At 64.0% G+C, this 23,421-nt stretch carries 20 protein-coding genes; 10 read left to right on the top strand and 10 right to left on the bottom strand.

The window, feature by feature from the left end:
- Nucleotides 1-162: 162 nt before the first annotated feature.
- Nucleotides 163-1,275, bottom strand: coding sequence for an A/G-specific adenine glycosylase (gene mutY, locus RCO31_RS23695; protein WP_308970988.1), 1,113 nt, complete (start codon nt 1,273-1,275; stop codon nt 163-165).
- A gap of 55 nt (nt 1,276-1,330) precedes the next feature.
- On the opposite strand from mutY, the gene RCO31_RS23690 reads away from it, so the two are divergent.
- From RCO31_RS23690 to RCO31_RS23670, 5 genes are all read left to right on the top strand, one after another.
- Nucleotides 1,331-1,825 (top strand): DciA family protein, encoded by a 495-nt coding sequence (locus RCO31_RS23690; RefSeq protein ID WP_308970987.1) that lies wholly within the window; start codon nt 1,331-1,333, stop codon nt 1,823-1,825.
- A 104-nt stretch (nt 1,826-1,929) separates the two neighbouring features.
- Nucleotides 1,930-2,586 (top strand): DsbA family protein, encoded by a 657-nt coding sequence (locus RCO31_RS23685; protein WP_308970986.1) that lies wholly within the window; start codon nt 1,930-1,932, stop codon nt 2,584-2,586.
- 10 nt (nt 2,587-2,596) lie between these two features.
- A complete protein-coding gene (locus tag RCO31_RS23680; RefSeq protein WP_308970985.1) occupies nt 2,597-3,259 on the top strand; it encodes a DsbA family protein in 663 nt (220 codons plus the stop codon).
- Nucleotides 3,260-3,476: 217 nt separating this feature from the next.
- Nucleotides 3,477-6,941, top strand: a complete 3,465-nt coding sequence (gene smc / locus RCO31_RS23675) for a chromosome segregation protein SMC (protein WP_308970984.1) — start codon at nt 3,477-3,479, stop codon at nt 6,939-6,941.
- A 6-nt stretch (nt 6,942-6,947) separates the two neighbouring features.
- Nucleotides 6,948-7,925, top strand: coding sequence for a small ribosomal subunit Rsm22 family protein (locus RCO31_RS23670; RefSeq protein ID WP_308970982.1), 978 nt, complete (start codon nt 6,948-6,950; stop codon nt 7,923-7,925).
- Here the strand turns inward: RCO31_RS23670 and RCO31_RS23665 are convergent.
- On the bottom strand, nt 7,905-9,311 hold the full coding sequence (locus tag RCO31_RS23665; RefSeq protein WP_308970981.1) for an adenylate/guanylate cyclase domain-containing protein: 1,407 nt from the start codon (nt 9,309-9,311) through the stop codon (nt 7,905-7,907). The two genes, RCO31_RS23670 and RCO31_RS23665, sit on opposite strands and share 21 nt — an antisense overlap.
- 295 nt (nt 9,312-9,606) lie before the next feature.
- Here RCO31_RS23665 and RCO31_RS23660 point away from each other — a divergent pair, with 295 nt between their 5' ends.
- Both RCO31_RS23660 and RCO31_RS23655 read left to right on the top strand, forming a co-directional pair.
- Nucleotides 9,607-10,377: a hypothetical protein gene (locus tag RCO31_RS23660; protein WP_308970980.1), complete on the top strand. Its 771-nt coding sequence runs from the start codon at nt 9,607-9,609 to the stop codon at nt 10,375-10,377.
- Between the two features lie 113 nt (nt 10,378-10,490).
- Nucleotides 10,491-11,159 carry a hypothetical protein gene (locus tag RCO31_RS23655; protein WP_308970978.1) on the top strand — a complete coding sequence of 223 codons (669 nt, stop codon included), beginning with the start codon at nt 10,491-10,493 and terminating at the stop codon, nt 11,157-11,159.
- Between the two features lie 16 nt (nt 11,160-11,175).
- Here the strand turns inward: RCO31_RS23655 and RCO31_RS23650 are convergent, their stop codons facing one another.
- The 8 genes from RCO31_RS23650 to petA form a co-directional block, all read right to left on the bottom strand.
- Nucleotides 11,176-11,715 carry an adenine phosphoribosyltransferase gene (locus RCO31_RS23650; RefSeq protein ID WP_308970976.1) on the bottom strand — a complete coding sequence of 180 codons (540 nt, stop codon included), beginning with the start codon at nt 11,713-11,715 and terminating at the stop codon, nt 11,176-11,178.
- 199 nt (nt 11,716-11,914) lie between these two features.
- Complete coding sequence (locus RCO31_RS23645) at nt 11,915-14,089, bottom strand: anthranilate synthase component I (RefSeq protein ID WP_308970975.1); 2,175 nt, start codon at nt 14,087-14,089, stop codon at nt 11,915-11,917.
- Nucleotides 14,090-14,437: 348 nt separating this feature from the next.
- On the bottom strand, nt 14,438-16,216 hold the full coding sequence (locus tag RCO31_RS23640; protein ID WP_308970974.1) for a calcium-binding protein: 1,779 nt from the start codon (nt 16,214-16,216) through the stop codon (nt 14,438-14,440).
- Between the two features lie 62 nt (nt 16,217-16,278).
- A complete protein-coding gene (locus tag RCO31_RS23635) occupies nt 16,279-16,803 on the bottom strand; it encodes a GNAT family N-acetyltransferase (protein ID WP_308970973.1) in 525 nt (174 codons plus the stop codon).
- A complete protein-coding gene (locus RCO31_RS23630) occupies nt 16,800-17,276 on the bottom strand; it encodes a GNAT family N-acetyltransferase (RefSeq protein ID WP_308970971.1) in 477 nt (158 codons plus the stop codon). The genes RCO31_RS23635 and RCO31_RS23630 overlap by 4 nt, the downstream gene beginning before the upstream one ends.
- A gap of 13 nt (nt 17,277-17,289) precedes the next feature.
- A complete protein-coding gene (locus RCO31_RS23625) occupies nt 17,290-17,964 on the bottom strand; it encodes a dienelactone hydrolase family protein (protein ID WP_308970970.1) in 675 nt (224 codons plus the stop codon).
- Between the two features lie 177 nt (nt 17,965-18,141).
- Nucleotides 18,142-20,220: a cytochrome c1 gene (locus RCO31_RS23620; protein ID WP_308970969.1), complete on the bottom strand. Its 2,079-nt coding sequence runs from the start codon at nt 20,218-20,220 to the stop codon at nt 18,142-18,144.
- Between the two features lie 55 nt (nt 20,221-20,275).
- Complete coding sequence (petA, locus tag RCO31_RS23615; RefSeq protein WP_308970968.1) at nt 20,276-20,803, bottom strand: ubiquinol-cytochrome c reductase iron-sulfur subunit; 528 nt, start codon at nt 20,801-20,803, stop codon at nt 20,276-20,278.
- 290 nt (nt 20,804-21,093) lie between these two features.
- Here petA and RCO31_RS23610 point away from each other — a divergent pair, with 290 nt between their 5' ends.
- The 3 genes from RCO31_RS23610 (at nt 21,094) to hemF (ending at nt 23,415) form a co-directional block, all read left to right on the top strand.
- The gene (locus RCO31_RS23610) at nt 21,094-21,540 is read left to right on the top strand and encodes a tRNA (cytidine(34)-2'-O)-methyltransferase (RefSeq protein ID WP_308970966.1); all 447 of its coding nucleotides are present in this window, start codon (nt 21,094-21,096) and stop codon (nt 21,538-21,540) included.
- Nucleotides 21,541-21,815: 275 nt separating this feature from the next.
- On the top strand, nt 21,816-22,508 hold the full coding sequence (locus tag RCO31_RS23605; RefSeq protein WP_308970965.1) for an MgtC/SapB family protein: 693 nt from the start codon (nt 21,816-21,818) through the stop codon (nt 22,506-22,508).
- A gap of 1 nt (nt 22,509) precedes the next feature.
- Nucleotides 22,510-23,415: an oxygen-dependent coproporphyrinogen oxidase gene (hemF, locus tag RCO31_RS23600; protein ID WP_308970964.1), complete on the top strand. Its 906-nt coding sequence runs from the start codon at nt 22,510-22,512 to the stop codon at nt 23,413-23,415.
- Nucleotides 23,416-23,421 lie beyond the last annotated feature (6 nt).

The raw sequence follows: 23,421 nt of genomic DNA, 5'->3' as shown, positions 1-23,421 counted from the left end.
ACCGGCAAGCCTCAGGCCGGACAAAGAACGGGGGCGACGATGCACGTCTGTAGCCCGCATGAGCGAAGCGATATGCGGGGCCGACTCTGCGACACGTCTCACCCGGATGTCGCTTCCGCTCATCCGGGCTACAGCTCAAAAGGTTGTTGGCGAATGAACAATTCAGCTTCCCAGACCGTGCGCCAGAACCTTGCGCATCACTTTCGGCAAAGCTTCGCCCTCAAGCGTCGCGACAGGCACCCATCGCGCCCCATCCGGCGCGCGCGTTCGCGCAGGAACCTGCGAGGTATAGACGACAAGCTCCAGCGGAAAATGGGTGAATACATGCGTGACGAGACCGGGCTTGCGATGCCAGCGTCTAAGTCCTGCGAGCTTCGGCGCCTGGCTCTGCGCGATCTCGTCGTCCTGGCCTGCGAGCCACTCCGACGTCGGGACCTCGGTCATGCCGCCGAGCAGACCTTTTGCAGGCCGCGTGCGAACGAGCACATCGCTGCCGCAGGTAACGACGAAAGCCGCACCGCGCCTGACTGCGCCCGTCTTCTTCGGCGCCTTGCGCGGAAATGTCTCCTGGTCGCCCCGCGCACGCGCTGCACATGTGCGCGTCAGCGGACACAGGACGCAGGCGGGCTTCTTCGGCGTGCAGATGGTCGCCCCGAGATCCATCAGCGCCTGTGCCGCATCGCCAGATCTTTGCTGCGGAAGCAGCGTTTGCGCCAGCCGCTGGATGCGCGGCTTGGCCTTCGGCAAATCGTCCTCGACCGCAAACAGCCGCGACACCACACGCTCGATGTTGCCGTCCACCGGCATCGTTGCCCGATCAAAGGCGATCGCAGCGATCGCAGCAGCCGTGTAAGGGCCGACGCCGGGGAGCGCGCGCAGTCTGTCTTCGTTATCGGGAAAAACGCCGCCGTGCTCGCGCATCACCGTCGCGGCGCAGGCATGCAAATTGCGCGCGCGCGAGTAGTAGCCAAGCCCCGCCCACATCCGCAGGACATCGTCGAGCGAGGCCGCGCCAAGCGCCTCGACCGTCGGCCAGCGCGTCACGAACTTCTCGAAATACGGCCCCACCGCCTTGACCGTCGTCTGCTGCAGCATGATTTCCGACAGCCAGACCCGATAGGGGTCGCTGCGCTCACCGCGGAGCGCGCGCCACGGCAGCACGCGACGATGGCGGTCGTACCAGGCAAGCAGCGGCTCGGCGCGAACTGCGGGGAAAGACCCCGCATCTTCCTCCGGTGCTTTCTTTCGCCGCGTCGCCCCGCCTGATAGACTCATGTCCCACATGTCGCAAACCCGGTCGCGCTAGACAAGCAACCCGAAACAAGCAGCCATGTCCAAACCCGGTCCGTTATTCGCAAAGCCGCTCGCCGCGATCCTCGGCAAGACGATCGACGAGGTTTTCGCACGGCAGGGATTTGCCACGCGGGAACTGATCACGCGCTGGACCGAGATCGCCGGCGCCGAGATCGCCGCGCATTCGCAGCCGATCAAGGTTCAATGGCCGCGCCCCGTCGGCGACGCGCCGGCCGAACCTGCAACCCTGGTACTGCGGGTCGAAGGGCCGATGGCGCTGGAGATCCAGCACCAATCCGGTGTCATCCTGGAACGGGTGAACCGCTTCCTTGGCTGGCAGGCGATCGGACGGCTGGCCCTGCGGCAAGCGCCGCTCACCCGGCCCGAAAGGCGCGTTCCGCCGCCTGCTCCGGATGCTGCGAAGGTCGCAAAGATCGCAGAGACGCTCGATGCGGTGGAGGACCCGGCGCTGAAAGACGCGCTGGCGCGGCTCGGCGCGTCGGTCGGCCCCCGCGCCAAACCCATCAAATGAAATTGAGGTTATGCGCTGCCCTGACAGAACCGGCCCGCCATTGCCACATTGATGGTTTCAAGCTAGCCAAACTTCAGCCCTTTAAGCCCTTTCGGGAGCATCCTGTGATCCTCACCCGTCGTGAGTTTACCGTCGCCCTGTCCGCCACCGCGCTGGTTGCCGGCTTTTCACCGCTCGGCCTGATCAGGAGCGCCATGGCGCAGGACGCCAATCCGGCCGAACTCGCGCAGCCCGTACCGCTCGGCGACATGGCGCTGGGACCGGCTAACGCGCCCGTGACGATCATCGAATATGCGTCGATGAGCTGCGGCCATTGCGCTGAATTCCAGAAGACGGTTTTTCCGAAGATCAAGGCCGAGTACATCGACACCAACAAGATCCGCTACATCTTCCGCGAATTCCCGCTCGACATCAAAGCGGCCGCCGGCTCCATGCTCGCGCGCTGTGTCGGCAAGGACGATCCCAAGAAATATTTCGCCGTGGTGGACATCCTGTTCGCAACCCAGAACGACTGGGTGCTGAAGGATACGTCGGAGCAGTTGCGGCGCGTCGCCAAGCAGGCGGGCATGAACGACGAGACCTTCAACGCCTGTCTCGCCAACCAGAGCATGCTGGACGCGATGAAGAAGGGCCAGGACCAGGCCTTCGAGAAATTCAAGGTGGATTCCACGCCGACCTTCTTCGTCAACGGCACGAAACTCAAGGGCGGCGCCAGCTTTGAGGACTTCAAGAAGCTGATCGACCAGGGCCTGAAGAGCTGAGATTTCGACATTGTCACTGACGCGACGCAATTTCGGCGCTGCGCTTGCGGCAACTGTGCTGGCCGCGGCCTGCGCCTTTCAGCCGTTCGGTTTGATCGGCAGCGCCATGGCACAGGAGATCGATCCTGCCGAACTGGCGAAGCCGGCGCCGCTCGGCGATATCGTGCTGGGATCGGCGAACGCGCCGGTGACCATGATCGAATACGCGTCCTTGAGTTGCGGGCACTGTGCTCAGTTCCACAAGGCCGTCTATCCGACGATCAAGTCGGACTACATCGACACCGGCAAGGTCCGCTTCATCTTCCGCGAATATCCGCTGGACTTGCAGGCTGCGGCGGCTTCGATGCTGGCGCGTTGTGTCGGTCGGGGCGACGCGCTCAAATATCATGGCGCGCTGGGAACCCTGTTCGGCAGCCAGGAGGAGTGGGTTCGAAAGGAAACCCGCGAGCAGCTGCGGCGGATCGCAAACCAGGCGGGTCTCGACGACGACGGCTTCCACACCTGTCTCGCCAATCAGGCGACGGTCGACGCGCTCAAGCTTGGCATGGAACACGCTCACGTCCGGCTCAAGGTCGATTCGACCCCGACCTTCTTTGTCAACGGCGTCCGGCTGAAGGGCGCGTGGTCGCTTGACGAGTTCCGCAAGCTGATCGACTCGAAATTGAAAAGCTGACGCTTTGGAAGCTGAAAGAGCGCCGATCAACAGCTATTTTAATCGCGCTGGAACCGGCTAAATATCTGGAAAAGCTGCAAAAGGCGGTTGCGGCGAAAGAGCTGTCTGGCCATTGTCCGCCACGCTCGTCGCGATATGCGACTCAGATGCGTTGAGTATAAATTCTAGATCATCGGGCCGACGTGCATCGTTTGCCCCCTGAAAGAACAAGTCTTCCATGAAACTGACGCGACTCCGTCTGCACGGCTTCAAGTCCTTCGTCGAACCGACCGATTTCCACATCGAGCCCGGACTGACCGGCGTGGTCGGACCGAACGGCTGCGGCAAGTCGAACCTCGTCGAAGCGCTACGCTGGGTCATGGGCGAAACGTCGCACAAGTCGCTCCGCGCCGCCGACATGGATTCGGTGATCTTCGCCGGTTCCGGCAACCGCCCCTCGCGCAATCACGCCGAGGTGGCCATGACCATCGACAACCGCGAGCGCACCGCGCCGTCGTCGGTCAATGACGAGGACTTTCTGGAAATCTCCCGGCGCATCGAGCGCGAGGCCGGTTCCGCCTACCGCATCAACGGACGCGATGTGCGTGCGCGCGACGTGCAGATCCTGTTCGCGGACGCAGCGACCGGCGCGCGGTCGCCGGCGCTGGTGCACCAGGGCCGGATCGGCGAAATCATCCAGGCAAAGCCCGAGCAGCGCCGGCGCGTGCTGGAAGATGCCGCCGGCGTCGCAGGTCTGCATGCGCGGCGCCACGAGGCGGAGCTGCGGCTGAAGGCGGCGGAAACCAACCTGACCCGCGTCGAGGACGTGATCGGCCAGCTTTCCGGCCAGATCGACGGGCTGAAGCGACAGGCGCGGCAGGCCATCCGCTATCGCGAGGTCGCTGCAAAGGTGCGCAAGGCGGAGGCCATGCTGTTCCACCTGCGCTGGCTCGCCGCTCATGCGGACGTCGCCGATGCGGGCCACGTGCACGATCAGTCGGTGCGCGAACTCGCCGAGCGGACGCGCGAACAGGCCGAGATGGCGCGCCTGCAGGCGCTGCGGGCCGCCGACCTGCCGAGCCTGCGCGAGAATGAAGCGGCCGCAGCCGCCGGGCTGCAGCGCCTCACCAATGCGCGCGAGATGCTCGACCGCGAAGAGGCCCGCGCGCGCGAGCGCATGGGCGAGCTCGATCGCCGCCTGTCGCAGTTTACCGCCGATATCGAGCGCGAGCAGCGCCTGTCGTCCGATGCCGATGTCGCGCTGACGCGCCTCGATGCCGAGGACGAAGCGCTGAAGGAAGAGATCAAGGCGAAGCTCGAACTGCGCAGCGGTGTCGATACGCGCGTGGCCGAAGCCGAAGCGACGCTTGCCGAAGCCGAGAAGGTGTTTGCCGAGCTGACCACCGCGCTCGCCGCACTGACGGCCCAGCGCAACTCGCTGGAGGCGAACGTTCGCACCCACCGCGACCGCATCGCCCGACTGGATCAGGAAATCGCCGGCGTCGAGGGGGAAGTCGCACGGCTCGCCCAGGCGACGGAGGGGCTGGGCGACCTGGCCATGCTGGAGGCGGCGCGTGAGACGGCCCAGCAATCGCTGGCAGAGGCCGAAAGCGCGGCCCACATGAGCGAAGCCACACACGTCAATGCACGGGCCAGGCTCGAGGCTTCGCGCGGCCCGCTCGCCGATGCCGAGCGCCGGGTGCAGCGGCTGGAGACCGAGGCCCGCACGATCTCGAAGATCGTCAACGGCGAAACCAAGAATCTCTGGCCGCCGATCATCGATGGCGTGCATGTTGCCAAGGGCTACGAGAAGGCGCTCGGTGCGGCTCTCGGCGACGACCTCGATGCGCCGGTCGATCCGTCGGCACCGATGCGCTGGTCGCAGGCGGGCTCGGGCGAGAGTGACCCTTCCCTGCCCGACGGCGCCGACGCGCTTGCCAACCATGTCGAAGCGCCCGCCGAGCTGCAGCGCCGACTGCGCCAGATCGGCGTGGTCAGCCGTGAACAAGGCGGGAGCCTTGCCGGCCAGTTGAAGAGCGGTCAGCGCCTCGTCTCCCCGGAGGGCGATCTCTGGCGCTGGGACGGTTTCATCGCCGCGGCGCATGCGCCGACCGGTGCGGCCCGCCGCCTCGCCGAGCGCGCGCGCCTCGTCGACATCGAGGCCGAGCTGGAGAATGCGCGGACGGACGCCGCGACCCGCCGGCAGGAACTTGAGACGGCAGATGCCGAGCTGAGGGCAGCGGCGGCAGCCGAAGTGACCGCACGCGAAGCCTGGCGCAACGCCCAGCGCGAGGCAGATGCCGCGCGCGAACGCCACACCGACGCTGAGCGCGAGATCAACCGGCATGCCGCGCGAAACTCCGCGCTCGCCGAAGCCCGGGCGCGGCTGACGACGGATCGCGGCGAGGCCAATGCTGCACATGAGGCTGCGGTGGCCCAGCTGGCGGAATTGCCGCCGAGCGAAGAGACCGAGATCCGCCTTGCCGCCGTGCGCGACGAGATCGCCGGTCATCGTGCAACCGCCGCGCAGGTCCGTGCCGAGGCGCAGGCGCTGGCACGCGAGGCAGAGCTTGCCGACCGCCGTCTCCAGTCGATCACCGCCGAGCGCGGCGAGTGGCAGACACGCAAGGACGGCGCCTCGTCGCAAATCGCAACCATCGAAGCGCGCGTCGCCGAGGCCCAGACCGAACGCGCCGAGCTCGAGGCTGCACCCGCCGTCTTCGCCGAGAAGCGCCGTGCACTGATCTCTGAAATCGAGACCGCGGAAGCCTCCCGCCGTGAGGCGGCCGACAAACTCGCCGAGGCCGAGGGGCAGATGGCCGAGGCGGATCGCGCCGCCCGCGCCTCGCTCGAACAGCTGGCCTCGGCACGCGAGGGCACTGCGCGCGCCGAAGAGCGGATGGAAGGCACCAAGCGCCGGCTGCAGGACATCGAGCGCGAAATCCGCGACATGCTCGAGGTGGAGCCGGCCGGCGTCGCGCCGCTCGCCGAGATTCAGCCGGGCATGGAGCTGCCGCCGGTCGAGGAGGTCGAAACCGACCTCGAAAAGCTGCGCCGCGACCGCGAGCGCCTCGGTGCGGTAAACCTGCGCGCGGAGGAAGAGCTGCGCGAGGTCGAAACCCAGCACACGACGCTGACGACCGAGCGCGACGATCTCGTCGAGGCCATCAAGCGGCTGCGCCAGGGCATCGGCAGCTTGAACAAAGAGGCGCGCGAACGCCTGCTCACCTCGTTCGAGACCGTCAACGGTCACTTCAAGCGGCTGTTCACCGAGCTGTTCGGCGGCGGACAGGCGGAACTGCATCTGATCGAAAGTGACGACCCGCTGGAAGCCGGCCTGGAAATCGTCGCCAAGCCGCCGGGCAAGAAGCCGCAGACGCTGTCGCTGTTGTCCGGTGGTGAGCAGGCGCTGACCGCACTGGCGCTGATCTTCGCGGTGTTCCTCACCAACCCGTCGCCGATCTGCGTGCTGGACGAAGTGGACGCGCCGCTCGACGATCATAACGTGGAGCGGTTCTGCAGCCTGCTCGACGAAATGATCAAGTCGACGGAGACGCGCTTCATCATCATCACGCACAATCCGATCACCATGGCGCGGATGAATCGCCTGTACGGCGTGACCATGGCCGAACGCGGCGTGTCGCAGCTCGTCTCGGTCGACCTCGAAGGCGCGGTGCAGATCAGGGATTCGGCAGTTGCCTAAGGGCTGATGAACGGCCTACCCGACAGTCTGCGCGGCGCTCTGGCACGGCTATCGGAAGGACTGTCGCGGCGCGAGCTCGCAGAGCGCGCCAAGGCCATCTCGGATGGCTACCGCAGCGGCGGCACCTCGAAGCCGATCACCGAGGCGCACGATGCGCTGGCCTACGCACTGGTGCGGATGCCCGCAACCTACGCGGCCGTCTCGGCTTGCCTCACGGCGCTCACTGCCGCGCGGCCGGACTTCGCACCGGTCTCGATCGTCGATGCCGGCGCGGGGCCGGGAACAGCGGCATGGGCAGCTGCCGGCACCTTCTCGTCGCTGTCGGATATCCTGCTGCTCGACACAAATGCCGCGCTGACAGAACTTGCCAGGACGCTAGTAGCCGGCGACGCGCGGCTGTCGCATGCGGGCGTCCGCCTGGGCGACGTCCGGCAGTCGCTCGCCAATGCACCGACGTCGGACCTTGTGATCGCGAGCTACCTGATCGGCGAACTCGAGGAGCGACAGCGCACCGAGCTCGCCGACCTCATGTGGGAGCGGACGGGCGATACGCTGCTGGTGGTCGAAACGGGTACGCCTGCGGGATATCGACGCATCATCGAGCTGCGCGCCCAGCTCATCGCCAAAGGCGCGCATGTCCTCGCGCCCTGCCCGCACGACGGCGCCTGCCCGCTCGTTGCTCCCGACTGGTGCCACTTCGCCCAAAGGCTGCCGCGCTCGCGCGACCACCTCAAGGTGAAAGATGCCGAGGTGCCGTTCGAGGACGAAAAGTTCTCCTACGTCGCGCTGTCGCGCGTCCCGGCCGAAGCTCGCGCCTCGCGCGTGCTGGCGCCGCCGCGTGTGGGCAAAGCGGCGGTCGCAGCCAAGCTCTGCACGCCGCAGGGTGTGCTCAGCGCCGAAATTGCACGCCGCGACAAGCCGGCCTACGCGCAGGCGCGGCGCTGGCGCTGGGGCGATGCAGTTTCAGGGGATTTCGTAGACTAGCATCTCGTCGGCGATGCCACGCAGCGCGGCGCGCTGCTGCACCGGATGGAGGCCGGAGGATTGCAGGATCTTCGACGACTGCGCGTCCTCGACGATCGATGAGGTGGCAAAAATCGCCCGAGACGAGGCCAGCGATTGCACCCGTGCCGCCGTGTTCACCGTGTGGCCGAAATAATCCTGCCGATCGTTCAGCGTCACCGCCAGGCACGGTCCCTCGTGGATGCCAATCTTCAGCAGGAGATCCTCACTACCGCGTTCAGCGTTGATCTTCTGCATCGCGTCGCGCATGCGCAAGGCGGCTGACAGTGCATGGCCGGGCGACTGGAACGTCGCCATCACGGCGTCGCCGATGGTCTTGACCACGGCTCCCGCTTCCGACGACACGATCTCGTTCAGCACGCGGAAGTGGTGCCGCACGAGATCGTAGGCAACGAGATCGCCGACGCGTTCGTAGAGCTGGGTCGATCCCTTCAGGTCCGTGAACAGGAACGTCAGGCTGGTGATCTTCAGCCGCTGATCGACGTCCATGGTGTCGGTCCGGTAGATATCGCGGAACGTCTGATTGGTCAGAAGCCGCTTGGCCGTGAGAAACGGCTTCCGCTTGCCGAGCATCTGGTGCAGCGCATCGTTGGCAAGCCAAACGCCCGGCAGCACCCGTCGGCCGGTGCGGTTCTCCAAGGTGATGCGCAGCGGTCCCGGCCGCATCTCGACGGTACCGCTCTTGGCCTTGGCGGAATCGAAGACGACGTTGAGCGTCTGCCGCTCTTTGGTCGGGTCGCCCTTCACATCGATGAAATGCGTCGTGTGGGTGACCGGATCGAACACCATGGTGAACTCGGCGGGCAACTGGATCGACACCAGCGCCTTCTCGCCGGGCGGCAGTTCGAGCGCCTCGATGGTAAATTCGTCGAAGCGCTCTTCCAGATTGTCGGGCAGGTCGATCCCGGTGCCCCAGAAAAACTGGCGGCCATACTCGATGAAAGACAGGGAGTCCGGGTCGTGCCCGGCGATCTTGCGCACCCGGGGGCTGACCGTGAACACCACCTCGACCATCTCGTCGAGCGTCGGCTCATAACCGGCCGCGCACAGCGCGCATTCGTATTCATTGTGATTGAGCGACTTCAAGGTGGCGCCGGCCTCCAGCACGCCGCCGCAGCCAGGACAGAGCATGTTCCAGGACATGTCGAAGATGCCGAGCCGTGCCGCGTGCAAAAACGCGGCAATCGCACGCTCCTCGTCGACCTGGTTCGCTCTCGCGAAATCGAGCACGTTCAGGCGGCACAGCGACCGGTCGCTGCCGTCCGCGACCAGCCGCTCGATGGCATCCGCAGCCTTCGGATCGGCCGCATGCCGCAGCACGTCGAACAGGGCTTCGGTCTCGCTCATGGGGGCGAATTTACGCCAAAACACGCCCGCGCGGCCAGCTAGAACAATGGTTGGCCCCGGAACCGCAACGGAGCCCGGAGCGGGTCCCGCGCCTGCACAATTCGGTTCGGACCGGAGTCCGGGCCGAGGCGCCAGTCCCGCCCGCGTTTACCAAGACGTCGCGAAACCGTCGCAACGTCATCATCCAGCGCCTTGAATTCCCGATATTTCCTGCCAAGCTCGCAGGGGGATAAAGACTTTGCGGAAGAAATCCGGCATATCACCTAAATACCAGACCGGATCGAAAAGGGGCATCATGGCGAAACCAGCAGTCATTGTTGTGGGGGCGGACAAGGGCGGCGTCGGCAAGACCACGGTCTCACGCACGGTGCTCGACTATTTCAGTGCCAACAATGTCCCGACCCGCGCCTTCGATACCGAAGCGCCGCGCGGCACGCTGAAGCGCTTCCACCCCACCGTCACCGAGATCGTCGATGTGACCTCCACATCCGATCAGATGAAGATCTTCGACACGCTGAATTCGGCGAACGCCAGCGTCACCGTGATCGACGTGCGCGCCGGCCTTCTGTCGCCGACCCTTAAGTCGCTGCGCGACATCGGCTTCCTCGACGCGGCCCAGTCGGGCCAGATCACCTTCGCGGTGTTTCACATCCTCGGCCCGTCGATCGCCTCGCTGGACGAGATCGCCGAGACCGCCAACTTCATGTCCGGCGCGAAGTATTTCCTGGTCAAGAACTTCATCAACAACACGAGCTTCTTCGAGTGGGATCAGGCGACCTACAACTCGTATTTCCGCAAGATCAAGAACGCGACCGAGATAACCATTCCGAAGCTGAACGAGATGGCCTACGAGCAGGTCGAAGTTGCCTCGGTGCCGTTCCTGAAGTTCGTCGCCAACAAGAGCCAGCGCGACGAAGCCGCGAACTATTCCTTCGTGCTGCGCGGCTATGTCCGTCATTGGCTCGGCAATGTCTGGGGTGAATTCGACCGCATCAAGCTCACCGACATCGTCGGCAAGGACAAAGGCAGCGCCACGACCAAGGCGGAGCTGCCGACAGGAACCTGAGACGCGTATGCCCGGTGCAGAAGCAAACGCCGGGCATGACCGCTTTGAATTCTGCGACAGCGTGACGGCTGGCGTGATATGCAGCGACGCAGTCGCCGCATCCGACCAGCCCGATGAACCATACGCCCGTCTACATCATCTGCTCGCCCCGGCCGCGCGTCGGCAAGACGCTGCTGTCGCGTCTGCTCACCGAATATCTGGCACTGGAGAACCGGCATACAACGGCGTTCGACCTGAACCTGAATGAACCGTCACTCCTGGATTTCCTCCCGAAGCTGACCGAGACCGCCAATATCGACGACACGTTCGGCCAGATGCAGCTGATGGACCGGTTGATCGTCCACGACGGCGCGCCGAAGGTGATCGACCTCGGCTTCCATGCCTTCGACGGCTTCTTCAGGATGGCGAAAGAGATCGGATTCATTAAAGAAGCCGAGCGGCGCGGGGTTCAGGTGGTCATCCTGTTCATTCCCGACCGCGGCCGCACCTCGCAGCTCGCCTGGAGCATGCTGCAAGCCGATTTCGGGAATGCGGCGCTCGTTCCCGTCAACAACGAGCAGGTTCTGCTCGGCGAGGTTCCGCCGTGGATCGGCAAGCGGGAGCTTCTCGAAATCGCGATGCTGCCGGGATTCCTGAAAACCTATATCGACCGGAAAACCTTCTCGTTCGCGAGCTTCCTGAGGACGTCGACCGATACGTCGTCGGAGCTCTATCAGTGGACCGTCAAGTGCTTCGTGCGCTTTCGCGAGCTCGGCTTGAAGCTGATGCTGCGACGGTCGTAGCGCTCCTCTCGCGCGGTCAGTGCCCTTCGAACGAGATCAGGGTGCGCACCGGCACATCCATGTCGCGCAGCTTCTGGGCACCGCCGAGATCTGGCAGGTCGATCACGAAGCAGGCCGCCAGCACTTCGGCGCCCATCTGGCGCAGCAACTTCACTGCACCCTCCGCGGTGCCGCCGGTCGCGATCAGGTCGTCCACCAGGATGACGCGCTCGCCCTTTTTCACTGCGTCCTCATGCATCTCCATCTCGTCGATGCCGTATTCCAGCGAATAGGCAATGCGCACCGTGGTGTGCGGCAGCTTGCCTTTCTTGCGGATCGGCACAAATCCGGCGGAGGCTTGATGGGCGACGGCACCGCCGAGGATGAAGCCGCGCGCCTCGATGCCTGCGACCTTGTCGACTTTCGAGCCGGCCCACGGCTGAACCAGCTCATCGACCGCGCGGCGAAATGCGCGCGCATCGCCGAGCAGCGTTGTGATATCGTGAAACATGATCCCCTTCTTCGGATAGTCGGGGATGTTGCGGATCGTCGAGCGGAGATCGCCTTCAAGACTCATTTGCCATGCTTTCGAATTTAAGGATGCCGCTCACGCGGGTTCCTTCTTCACTAGTGTCCTGTTTCTGACGCTCGCACCACCTCGCCGCGAGTCCTTCGTGCGAGCGTCAGAAACAAAAAGGACACTAGCAACTTTATAATGCTAGTGCGGTGTTTCTGACGTTCCGATGAATGAGGTTGCAGCAAGGGTGATCGGAACGTCAGAAACACCGCACTAGCGCCTTCTGACCAAGCCTGAACGCGTTCTCGACCACGCGCAGGCCCACCTCACCGCCGAGCGACATCAGCGACTCGGGATGAAACTGCACGCCGCCGATCGGCAGCGACTTGTGCTCCAGCGCCATTACCACGCCGTCCTCCGTCGTCGCTGTCACCTGCAGCACATCGGGCATCGAATCCTTCGCCACGTGCAGTGAGTGATAGCGGCCGATGACGATCTCGTTCGGCAGATTATTCAAGAGGCACCCGCCCCGCACCTGCACGCGCGACGGCCGGCCATGCGCCGGCTGCGCCAGCTGGTTGAGCGTGCCGCCGAAATATTCGCCGATCGCCTGCGCCCCGAGACAAACGCCGAACACCGGCAGCTTCTTCGCAAGGGCCGCGTCCAGCGTCCTGGCCATGCCAAAATCCTCCGGCCGGCCCGGGCCCGGTGACAACACCAGGAGATCGTACTTGTCCTTGGCCAGCATCTCCAGCGCATGGTTGTGCCGCGTGACGCTGACGCTCGCGCCGACCTGGCGGAAATAATCCGCCAGCATGTGCACGAAACTGTCCTCATGGTCGATCAGCAGGACCCGCTTGCCCGATCCGGTCGCGTCCGGCTGGACGGCCGACAGCGGCTTCGGCGGATCGCCGCGCAGCGCCTGGAACAGCGCCGCAGCCTTGATCTGGCATTCCTTGTCCTCAAGCTCGGGATCGGAATCAAAAAGGCAGGTCGCGCCGACGCGGACCTCGGCCAGGCCATCCTTCATGCGAATGGTCCGGATCGTGAGGCCCGTGTTGATGCTGCCGTCGAATCCGACGAAGCCGAACGCACCGGCGTACCAGCGGCGCGAGGAGCGCTCATGGTCCTCGACGAACTGCATGGCCCAGAGCTTTGGCGCCCCCGTCACCGTGACGGCCCATGCATGGGTCAGGAACGCATCGAGCGAATCGAAGCCGGGCCGCAGCATGCCTTCGACGTGGTCGACGGTGTGGAACAGCTTCGAGTAGGTCTCGATCTGCCGCCGCGCCAGCACCTTGATCGACCCGGGCACACAGATGCGCGCCTTGTCGTTGCGATCGACGTCGGTGCACATGTTGAGCTCGAACTCGTCCTTCTGCGAATTCAGGAGCTCGCGGATCTGTTCGGCGTCGCCGATGGCGTCCGCGCCGCGGGCGATGGTGCCGGAAATCGGACATGTCTCGACCCGGCGGCCGTCGGAGCGAACGAACATTTCCGGCGAGGCGGAAACGAGGAATTCCCCGTCGCCGAGATTGAGAAGGCCGCCATAGGGCGACGGGTTGATCTTGCAAAGCCGCTGGAACACTTCCGCCGGCGAGCGCTCACACGGCTCGCCGAACAGTTGCCCCGGCACCGCCTCGAACAGGTCGCCGCGCGCGAACGCTTCGCGCGCCTTCTGCACGGTCGCCTGGTAGACGCCGGGCGCGTGATCGGCGAAGCCCTGTCGGCCGGTGTGCACATAGACGCTGTCGGGCGTCTCGCGCGGCAGGCCCTCGGTCGACTGCCCCTTCCAGGCGAAATCATAAGCGATCGTCACGCCTCGCCCGGTCGCGCGGTCATAGGCCAGCAGGCGATCCGGGATATAGAGCACGATATCGCGCTGGTCCGCCTCGCGCGCCCGCTTCTGCACGAGATCCTCGACTTGAAAGACGAGGTCGTAGCCGAAAGCGCCATAGAGCCCGAGCAACGGTTCGTCGTTCTCGCTCAGCGCGGCGACGATGGCGCGGACGAGCGACATGATCGAGGCACGGCGCGTACGCTGCTCCTCATTGGCGGGCGCCTCACCCCGCAGGATATGTCCTGCGATGCGCTCCGGCGTCCGTTCTGTCACCACCACACTGCTGTCGCGCAGCACATCGGCCAGGAACGCGACCAGCACCCGGCCACGCTCGTTCAGTGCCGCGATGAAGAAGTCGGCGCCGGTCGCCTCCAGCCGCAGCGGCGGATCGGCGAAGCCGAGATCGAAGCTCTCGTAGCGCCCCGGCACCGTCGTCCCCGACGACAGCACGACTCCGCGCCGCCGGTCGAGCAGCTCGATCAGCGCGTCAAGCGCAGCACCACCGGTGAACCCCGCGACGGCGCGCGTGACAGCCAGGCCGCCGGCGGTGGTGTAGGTCTTCAGGTCAGGGAGTGAAAAAACGGTCCTGTTCATGTGTCCTCGCTATCACGCAGGGCAAACGAACAGAAGGCCGCCCGCACTGCGTTGGCGGCCCATTTGACGATTGTTGTAAGAAAATCGCGCCGGCCACCTGCTAGGAGGTGGCCCACCAAAGACGGATCTGGGTGGTCGCGGTGCGCATGGCGGCATTAATCATCATGGCCTCGCGTTGCCGTCAAGAGCCTTGACGGCGGCCAGCAGCCGCCCCGAAACGATGCGAACCGGTGTTGCATGCGAAACCACGAGTTTCAGATGGCCTCTCCGAGTTATTCAACCCAGACTAGACCAAAGTGGCCTGGTCGGAGCCGATGACCGGCCCCGACTTGCATCACTCTGCCCCGTTCAGGCAGCCGCCCGATGCCAGGCGTTGTTGGCCGCTGTGAGGACGGCGGCGTCATTGATCATCGTATTCGCCGAATTGGTCGGATCAAACCCGACACCAGCGCTGCTCGCCGCAAAATGGGCCTCGAAGGTCGCCATCGCGGTGACGAGCTGATCGGCGGCATTGTTGCTCAGCGTGTCGAACGAGCTCATGGCTGCGCTGCTCCCGGCATCAACGACGATATTCGTGATATCGCCATCGCTGAACCGGTAGACCTCGAACTCCTTCACGGTGTCCGTGCCGTCCGGCGATCCTGCGCGCTGGTCGACGAACGTGTAGCTTGCCGTGCCGCTGTCATATGTCACCTGGTAGTCTGACCGCTGGCCCGAAAACACTACTACGTCGGCAGTGCCGTCCGGACCTATCCAGCCGCCGTTGCTGTCGCCGTACAGAATATCGTTTCCGCCGCGGCCCTCGATGATGTCATTGCCGGCATAGCCGTAGACGTAGTTGGCGTCGCTGTCGCCGCGCAGCACGTCATTGACCTGCGTACCATCCACCCATTCGATGCCTATATAGCTGTCCCCGGCTGCGGCACCGGTGTTGTTGTCTGGACTGGCGAGATCCGCTGTCACTCCCTCGGTGGCAGCCACACCATTCCCTGTCCAATAATAGTTCGCGAGATCCAGGCCGATGCCGCCATCGATGATATCCGCGCCGAAGCCAGCAAGGAGATTATCGTTGCCATCCCCGCCTTCGAGACGGTCGTTGCCGTTCCCGCCGCAGAGGATGTCGTTGCCGGCCAGACCGATGAGCCAATCATTGCCGGCAGTCCCAACCAGCGTATCGTTGCCCTCGGTACCAGGCATGATGCCCGTGCTCGTGACGTCGCCGTCGCTGAACCGGTAGATCTCGAACTCCTTCACCGTGTCCGTGCCGTCCGGCGATCCGGCGCGCTGGTCTGCGAAGATATAGGCGCCAGTCGCGCTGTCGTAGCTCACCTGGTAGTCCGATCGTCGCCCTGAGAACACCACCACATCGGCGGCGCCGTTCGGACCCCAGCTGCCACCGTTGCTATCGCCGTACAGCACATCGTTGCCGCCGCGACCCTCGATGACGTCGTTGCCGCCCAGGCCATAGATGATGTTGGCGCCGCCGTCGCCGCGCAGCACGTCGTTGGTCTGCGTGCCGGTCAGTTGCTCGATACCGATGTAGCTGTCCCCGGCGGCCGCGCCTGTGTTGTTGCCGGGATCAGCCAGATCCGCCGTCACTCCCTCGGTGGTCCATATTCCGTTTGCCGCCCAGAAGTAGTTGGCATAATCAAACCCGGCACCACCGTCCATCACATCCGCGCCGGCGCCACCTATCAGCTGGTCGTCACCGTCGCCGCCTTCGAGACGGTCGTCCCCGCTACCGTTGTAAATGGTGTCATTGCCCGCGAGGCCGATGAGCCAGTCATTGCCGGCCGTGCCGGACAGCACGTCGTTTGCAGCCGTTCCATTTTGCAAGTTCAGCGCACCTGATTGCAAAGCAGCGGCAGCGACATCGCCGTCGCTGAACCGGTAGATCTCGAACTCTCTGGCCGTGTCCGTTCCGTCCGGAGATCCGGTGCGCAGATCGCGCAGGATGAAGGTTGCTGCAGCGCTGTCGTATCCGATGAGGTAATCTGACCGCCGGCCTGAGAACACCACCACGTCGGCAGTGCCGTCCGGACCCCAGGCGCCGCCGTTGCTGTCGCCGTACAGCACATCGTTCCCGCCCTCGCCCTTCGAGACGCCCGGCTCCGCTCTCCGAGCCACGCCGGGCTTTTCAGGGTGAGGGTTTATGTTGGGCGATCGCGGACTGCATTGAGTGCGGCCTGTCACGCCGGACGGGCGACCCAGACCAAGCCGCGCCATTTGCCGACATTCTCGTAGTCTACTGTAAAGTCTCGTGACGGATCCCGTTGCAGACCCAGCCGCTGCATCACACGCTGCGACCGGAGATTGTCCGGCGCGGTATAGCTGACGACTTCGGTCAAGCGTACGCGACCAAAGGCGTCATCGAGCGCAGCCTTCGCCGCCTCGGTGGCATAGCCCTGCCCCCATGCGGCCCGCACAAGGCGCCAGCCAATGTCGAAGTGAGCGCCGAGTGGATGGTCACCATTCCGCGGCATGATCCCGGCGTAGCCGAGCAACTCCCCATTGCGGCTTTCGATTACCCATCGACAGACGCCATGAAGCGCGAAGGCCGCCGCGTAGCGGTCGAGCTTTGCATCGCTTTCAGTCCGGCCGATCGGTCCGCCGAGGTCGTGCATGACCTGCGGATCAGCGTTCATCGCCGCGAACGCCTCGCGATCCGCATCGCGCCAACTGCGAAGATGCGTGCGAGGCGTCTCGATGATCACGGGGAGCCCGTGGCTGCGTCCATGACATACACCGTCTGCGAATGCGTGCCGACGTTCTCCTCGATCGGCGTCCAGCCCTGTCGCACGTAGAAATTCCGTCGCCTGGGCGATGAGCAGAGATAGATGCGCGCAAAGCCTCGCGCGAACAGCACCTGCGCAGCATGACCGACCAACGCGCGGCCGACTTGCTGCAACCGATGCTGCGGCTCGACCCAGACGGCGGCGACCCATGGCCCGTATTGCGGCCGGTCGGCGAGATCGGACGCAATCCCGAGCGTCGAGCCGAGAAATTCCGAGCCGGCGTGCGCGACAATCGCGAACGGAATCGGATCACCTTTCATCATCTCCGCCAAGCCGCTCGATACCTGCTCGAGCGGCTTGCCGGCCGGCTTCCACCAGGCGCGCCAGACACGATCTGCGACGGTGTCGAAAAACTCGGGCCGCTGCCGCAGATCGGAAATTTGCAAGGTCAAGCCAAGCTCTTCTTCAAGCCAGATGCTTGTTCAAGAACGTCACCGCACGATCCCAGGCGAGCTCAGCGGCCTTGCGATCATGCACCGGCGCCCGCTGCTCGTTCACGAAGGCATGGTCGGCGTCATAGCGGTGGATTTCAAAGGTCTTGCCGGCGGCCTTCAGTCCCGCCTCGAAGGTGTCGACGGCCTCCGGCGTGATCCACGTGTCCTTCAGCGCGAAGTGACCCTGCAGCGGCACCTTGACGTCCGCTGGCTTGACCACATTCTCGGGCGGGATGCCGTAGAAGGGCACCGCGCACGCCAGTTCCGGGATTTTCGCCGCCGCGATGATCGAGACCACGCCGCCGAGACAGAAGCCGGTGATGCCGGCCTTTGCGCCGTTGCGCTTCAGGAACTGCACGGCGCCGCGCACATTCTGTTCGGTGGCGTCGGCGAAGTTCATCGAGTTCATCTCTTTGCCGGCAGCCTCCGTGTCGTGATAGGGCACGACGACGCCGTTGTAGAGATCGGGCGCCAGCGCATCGAACCCCGCGAGCGCGAAGCGGTCGCAGATGCCCTTGATCTGGTCCTGAAGACCCCACCATTCCTGGATCACCACGACGCCCGGCGCGTTCGCGCGCGCAGCGAGCGCGAGATAGCCGCCATTCTCCTTGCCGTCAGGACGCTTGTAGCTGATGCTGGTGCCCATTCGATCCTCCACTCGCTTTTGAAATGGTGCTGGAAACCATTGTGGCCGCAGCCTCTGAATTCCGCAATGCCGTGCGGACGGCCCTTCCATGACCCTCGCGCAACAAACGTGACGCAAATAAAAAGGCCCCCTTGCGGGAGCCTTTTTGTTCGTCGGCGCAGAGCCTGGCGCGGCCGATCAGTGCGCCATGGCCCAGACCTTCTTCTTCGTGAAGTAGAGGAGGCCCGAGAGCAGGATCAGGAAGATGAAGACCTGAAGACCGATCCGCTTGCGCGCTTCCATGTGCGGCTCGGCGGTCCACATCAGGAATGCCGTCACGTCCTTCGCATACTGGTCGACTGTCTGCGGCGATCCGTCATCATAGGTCACCTGCCCGTCATTTAGCGGCTTCGGCATGCCGATGGCGTGGCCGGGGAAGTACTTGTTGTAGTTCGAACCGGCCGGCAGGGTGAAACCTTGCGGCGCGTCCTCGTAGCCGTTCATGAGCGCCACGAGATAATCGGGACCCTGCTCCTGATACTGGGTGAAGATGTCGAAGATGAACCAGGGAAATCCGCGCTCATAAGTACGCGCCTTGGCGATCAGCGAAAGATCCGGCGGATTGGCGCCGCCATTGGCGGCGCGCGCGGCCTGCTCGTTCGGGAACGGCGCCGGAAAGCGATCAGCCGCGCGTCCCGGACGCTCGAACATCTCGCCCTGATCGTTCGGCCCATCCTTGATCTTGTATTCGGCAGCAACCGCCGTGGCCTGCGCAGCCGAGTAACCCGGACCGCCCGGCTCCGCGAGGTTGCGAAACGCCACAAAGGAGAGGCTGTGGCAGGTGGCGCAGACCTCCTTGTAGACCTTGAAGCCGCGCTGCAGCTGAGCACGGTCGAACTTGCCGAACGGACCGGCAAACGACCACTTCTCCCGCGGCGGCTGTGGCGCGCCATGGTCATCCTGGGCACTCGACGGCTGAGCGCTCGCCAGCAACAGCGCGCCCGCCACCGCAACGATTGCAGCCGCGGTCGCAACCATCGGCTGTTTCGCAGAGCCCGTCTTCGCCAGCACGTCGTCGGCAATCGAATTGGGGATGGCGCGTGGCGTCTCGATCCGGCTGAGCAGCGGCAGCACGATCAGGAAATGCGCGAAATAGTAGATCGTCAGGATGCGCGCGACGATCACATAGGCGCCTTCAGCGGGCTTCGAGCCGAGCCAGCCCAGCACCAGGCAGACGGCCACGAAAATCCAGAAGAACTGCTTGAACAGCGGGCGATAGCGCGCCGAACGGGTCTTTGCGGTGTCGAGCCATGGCAGGAAGGCGAGGACGACAATTGCGCCGAACATCGCCAGCACGCCGCCGAGCTTGTTCGGGATGGCGCGGAGGATGGCGTAGAACGGCAGATAGTACCATTCGGGCACGATGTGCGACGGCGTCACGCCGGGATTCGCCGGGATGTAGTTGTCGGCATGGCCGAGATAGTTCGGCGTGTAGAACACGAACCAGGCATAGATCAGCATGAAGCAGACCATGCCGAACGCGTCCTTGATCGTCGCATAAGGCGTGAACGGCACCGTGTCCTTGTCGGTCTTCGGCTCGACGCCGGCCGGATTGCCCTGGCCTGCCACGTGCAGCGCCCAGATGTGCAGGATCACCACGCCGAGGATCATGAACGGCAGGAGATAGTGCAGCGAGAAGAAGCGGTTCAGGGTCGGGTTGTCGACCGAGTAGCCGCCCCACAGGAACGTCACGATCGGCTCGCCGATGAACGGGAACGCCGAGAACAGGTTGGTGATGACGGTCGCGCCCCAGAAGCTCATCTGCCCCCACGGCAGCACATAGCCCATGAAACCGGTCGCCATCATCAAAAGATAGATGATCACGCCGAGAATCCAGAGCACCTCGCGCGGCTCCTTGTAGGAGCCGTAATACATGCCGCGGAACATGTGGATGTAGACGGCGATGAAGAACATCGATGCGCCGTTGGCGTGCAGATAGCGGATCAGCCAGCCATAATTCACGTCGCGCATGATGTGCTCGATCGACGAGAACGCCATCGTCGCGTGCGGCGTATAGTGCATCACCAGAACGACGCCGGTGACGATCTGCGCGGCAAGCATGAAAGCGAGGATGCCGCCGAAGGTCCACCAGTAGTTCAGGTTGCGCGGCGTCGGGTAGGCGACGAACGACGAATGCACGAGGCCCATGATGGGCAGACGCCGCTCGAACCATTTCAGGACGGGATTTTGCGGCTGGAAGGTGGACGGTCCGCTCATGATGCAACCTTAAGAGATAGAATTTCGCACGACGTGGATCGATGGCGGCTGACGATCAGCCGATCTTGATCGTGGTGTCCGAGACGAAGGTGTACGGGGGAATCGGAAGGTTGGTCGGAGCGGGTCCCGAGCGGATGCGGCCGGACGTGTCGAACACCGAGCCGTGGCAGGGACAGAACCACCCGCCGTAAGGCCCCTGGTTGCCGAGCGGTATGCAGCCGAGATGGGTGCAGTTGCCGTAAACGATCAGCCAGCTCGCATGGCCTTCCTTGACCCGCGTAGAGTCGGCCTGCGGATCGCGCAGCTCGGAGAGCTGAACGTTTTCGGCTTCCTTGATTTCCTTTTCCGTGCGGTGACGGACGAAGATCGGCTTGCCGCGCCAGAATACCTTGATCATCTGCCCGTCGGCGATCGGTGCGAGGTCGACGTCGATCGGTGCGCCTGCGGCGATCGTGGAAGCGTCCGGGTTCATCTGAGAAATGAGCGGCCAGACTGCCGCTGCGGCTCCCGCTGCTGCAACCGCCCCGGTTGCGACGTAGAGAAAATCACGGCGCGTCGCATGCGCCGAAGCCGTCGTCGTCACGATTCCAAACCCTTTCGGTCATGGCCGGCTGAACCACCCCGATGACGCCCGCATGCATGTCATGCGCCACCCGACAATGGCTACCGGCGCCGCGCCCCCGCGGCGGTAGGTCGAACAAGAACGGCCCCATCAATCAAGGCGAAACAGGGTCGTTCAGAACGGTTCTATTGACACCCTTGCCGCGGCAGCGCAAGTGCGCGTTCGCACCGCCGCGATGGGTGATTGCAAACCTCTCGTGCACTGTGACTTTTCCTCGAAAATGCGGCCGCTAAGGAATGCCCGCAACCGCCATGCGCATAGCTCTTTTCCAGCCGGACATTCCGCAGAACACCGGCACGATTCTCCGCCTCTGCGCCTGCCTAAATGTCGAAGCTCACATCATCGAGCCCGCCGGCTTTCCGATATCCGACCGGCACTTTCGCCGGGCGGGGATGGACTACCTCGACCAGGTGCGAATCGAACGCCATCCGGCCTGGGAGGCATTTGAAGACTGGCGGCGCCAAGCCGGCCTCCGGCTCCTGCTGCTGACGACCAAGGGCAGCAGGTCTTACCTGGATTGTCAGTATGGCCCTTCGGACATTTTCTTGCTGGGACGCGAGTCGGCCGGCGTGCCGGACAAGGTGGTCGCCGCCGCCGACGAGCGGCTGGTGATCCCGATGCAACCGGGCATGCGCTCGCTCAATGTCGCCATGGCCGCGGCCATGGCGCTCGGCGAGGCCTTGCGGCAGATGCGCTGAACGGGCCGGCACGCGCCATGTTCCCCGGGGTCAAGGCGTCGTTGTCATCCATTGCTGCGCATTGTCAGTACTGCTCATTGTCCGTGCGATGAAACCGAAATTCCTGCCAACTTCGCGGCAAATCCAGCGCAGGAACTTCAGATTCAAAAACCGCATTAAGTTCATAAACTTGCTTGGGCTCCTTACATTTTTTTTTGTGTTCGCATGTCGAGTGTGGCGCGAAGTGAACTTCGGAAACGAAGCACTCGTCTGCGAAAGCGAAGGAGCCCCAGGAAGTGAGCCATGACGATCTCATCATCATCTGCAGGATTTCGGGCGCGCTGGTGATCGGCGCGATGATCGGCTTTGAGCGCTCCTTCCATGGACGTCCGGCCGGATTTCGCACCCACTCGCTCGTCTGCATCGCCTCGACGTTGCTCATGATCGTCACGGTCTACCAGAATCAATGGATGACCATGATCGCTCACGAGGCGATCCGGACCGACCCGACGCGGATGGCACAGGGGATCATGACCGGCATCGGCTTTCTCGGCGCCGGGGTGATCTTCAAGGAAAGCCTGACCGTTCGGGGGCTGACGACCGCGGCATCGATCTGGGTGACCTCGGCGATCGGCATTCTTATCGGCGTCGGCTTCTGGTTCGCGGCGATCGTCGGCGCCGTAACGACGTTGATCGTACTGGCGCTGTTTCGGTATATCGAGGCGCGATTGCCGACCGAGTTCTATGCCCACCACATGCTTCGATTCGCGCGCGATCAGGTGATGAGCGAAAACGAACTACGCAAGCTTGTCGGCGGTCACGGCTTTTCGATCGCCAACCTTTCGTCGCGGTTGACTGAAGGCGGCCGGCAGTTCGAGTATCGGATGACGATCAAGAGCCGGAATCGCAAGAACGCGGAAAATCTTTCCGCGCACTTGCGCGAGCTTCCGCAGGTGCTCGAATTCCGCATCGCGCCGACCGGCGATTAACATGGGTGAGGCCGTCGTCTTGAACAGCAACGCAGTTGAGGCACAAAAAGCACGCGCCCGCGCATGGTTCGAATCCCTGCGTGACGACATCTGCGCGACTTTCGAGGCGCTTGAACGCGAAGCCCCCGACGCTCTTTATCCTGGTGACGCCGGCCGTTTCGAGCGCACGCCGTGGGAGCGGACGGACCATACCGGCGCCAAGGGCGGCGGCGGCGTGATGTCGATGATGCGCGGACGCCTGTTTGAAAAGGTCGGCGTGCATTGCTCGACCGTGCACGGCGAATTCGCGCCCGAGTTTCGCGCGCAGATGCCCGGCGCGGCCGAGGACCCACGCTTCTGGGCGTCGGGAATCTCGCTGATCGCCCACATGCGCAACCCGCATGTTCCGGCGGTGCATATGAACACACGCTTCGTCGTGACGACGAAAACGTGGTTCGGCGGCGGAGCCGACCTGACACCGGTACTGGACCGGCGGCGGACTCAGGACGATCCCGATACGATTACCTTCCATGCCGCCATGAAGGCCGCCTGCGGCGGTCACAATGGCGTCGCCGACTATGACAAGTACAAGACCTGGTGCGACGAATACTTCTACCTGCCGCACCGCAAGGAGCCGCGCGGGGTCGGCGGCATCTTCTACGACCACCACAACTCCGGCGACTGGGACGCCGACTTCGCCTTTACCCAGGACATCGGCCGCGCGTTCGCAAAGGTCTACCCTGAACTGGTGCGGGCGAATTTTGCGACACCCTGGACGGCGGAAGATCGCGAGGAGCAACTGATCCGCCGCGGCCGCTATGTGGAATTCAACCTCCTGCACGACCGCGGCACGGTGTTCGGCCTGAAGACCGGCGGCAACGTGAACTCGATCCTGTCGTCACTGCCGCCGGAGGTGAAGTGGCCGTGACGCATC

It is taken from the genome of Bradyrhizobium sp. LHD-71 (assembly GCF_031157255.1).
In the GTDB taxonomy this organism is placed as follows: domain Bacteria; phylum Pseudomonadota; class Alphaproteobacteria; order Rhizobiales; family Xanthobacteraceae; genus P52-10.
Note: the sequence above shows the minus strand (reverse complement) of the source record. Positions and strands in the feature narration are given on the sequence as shown.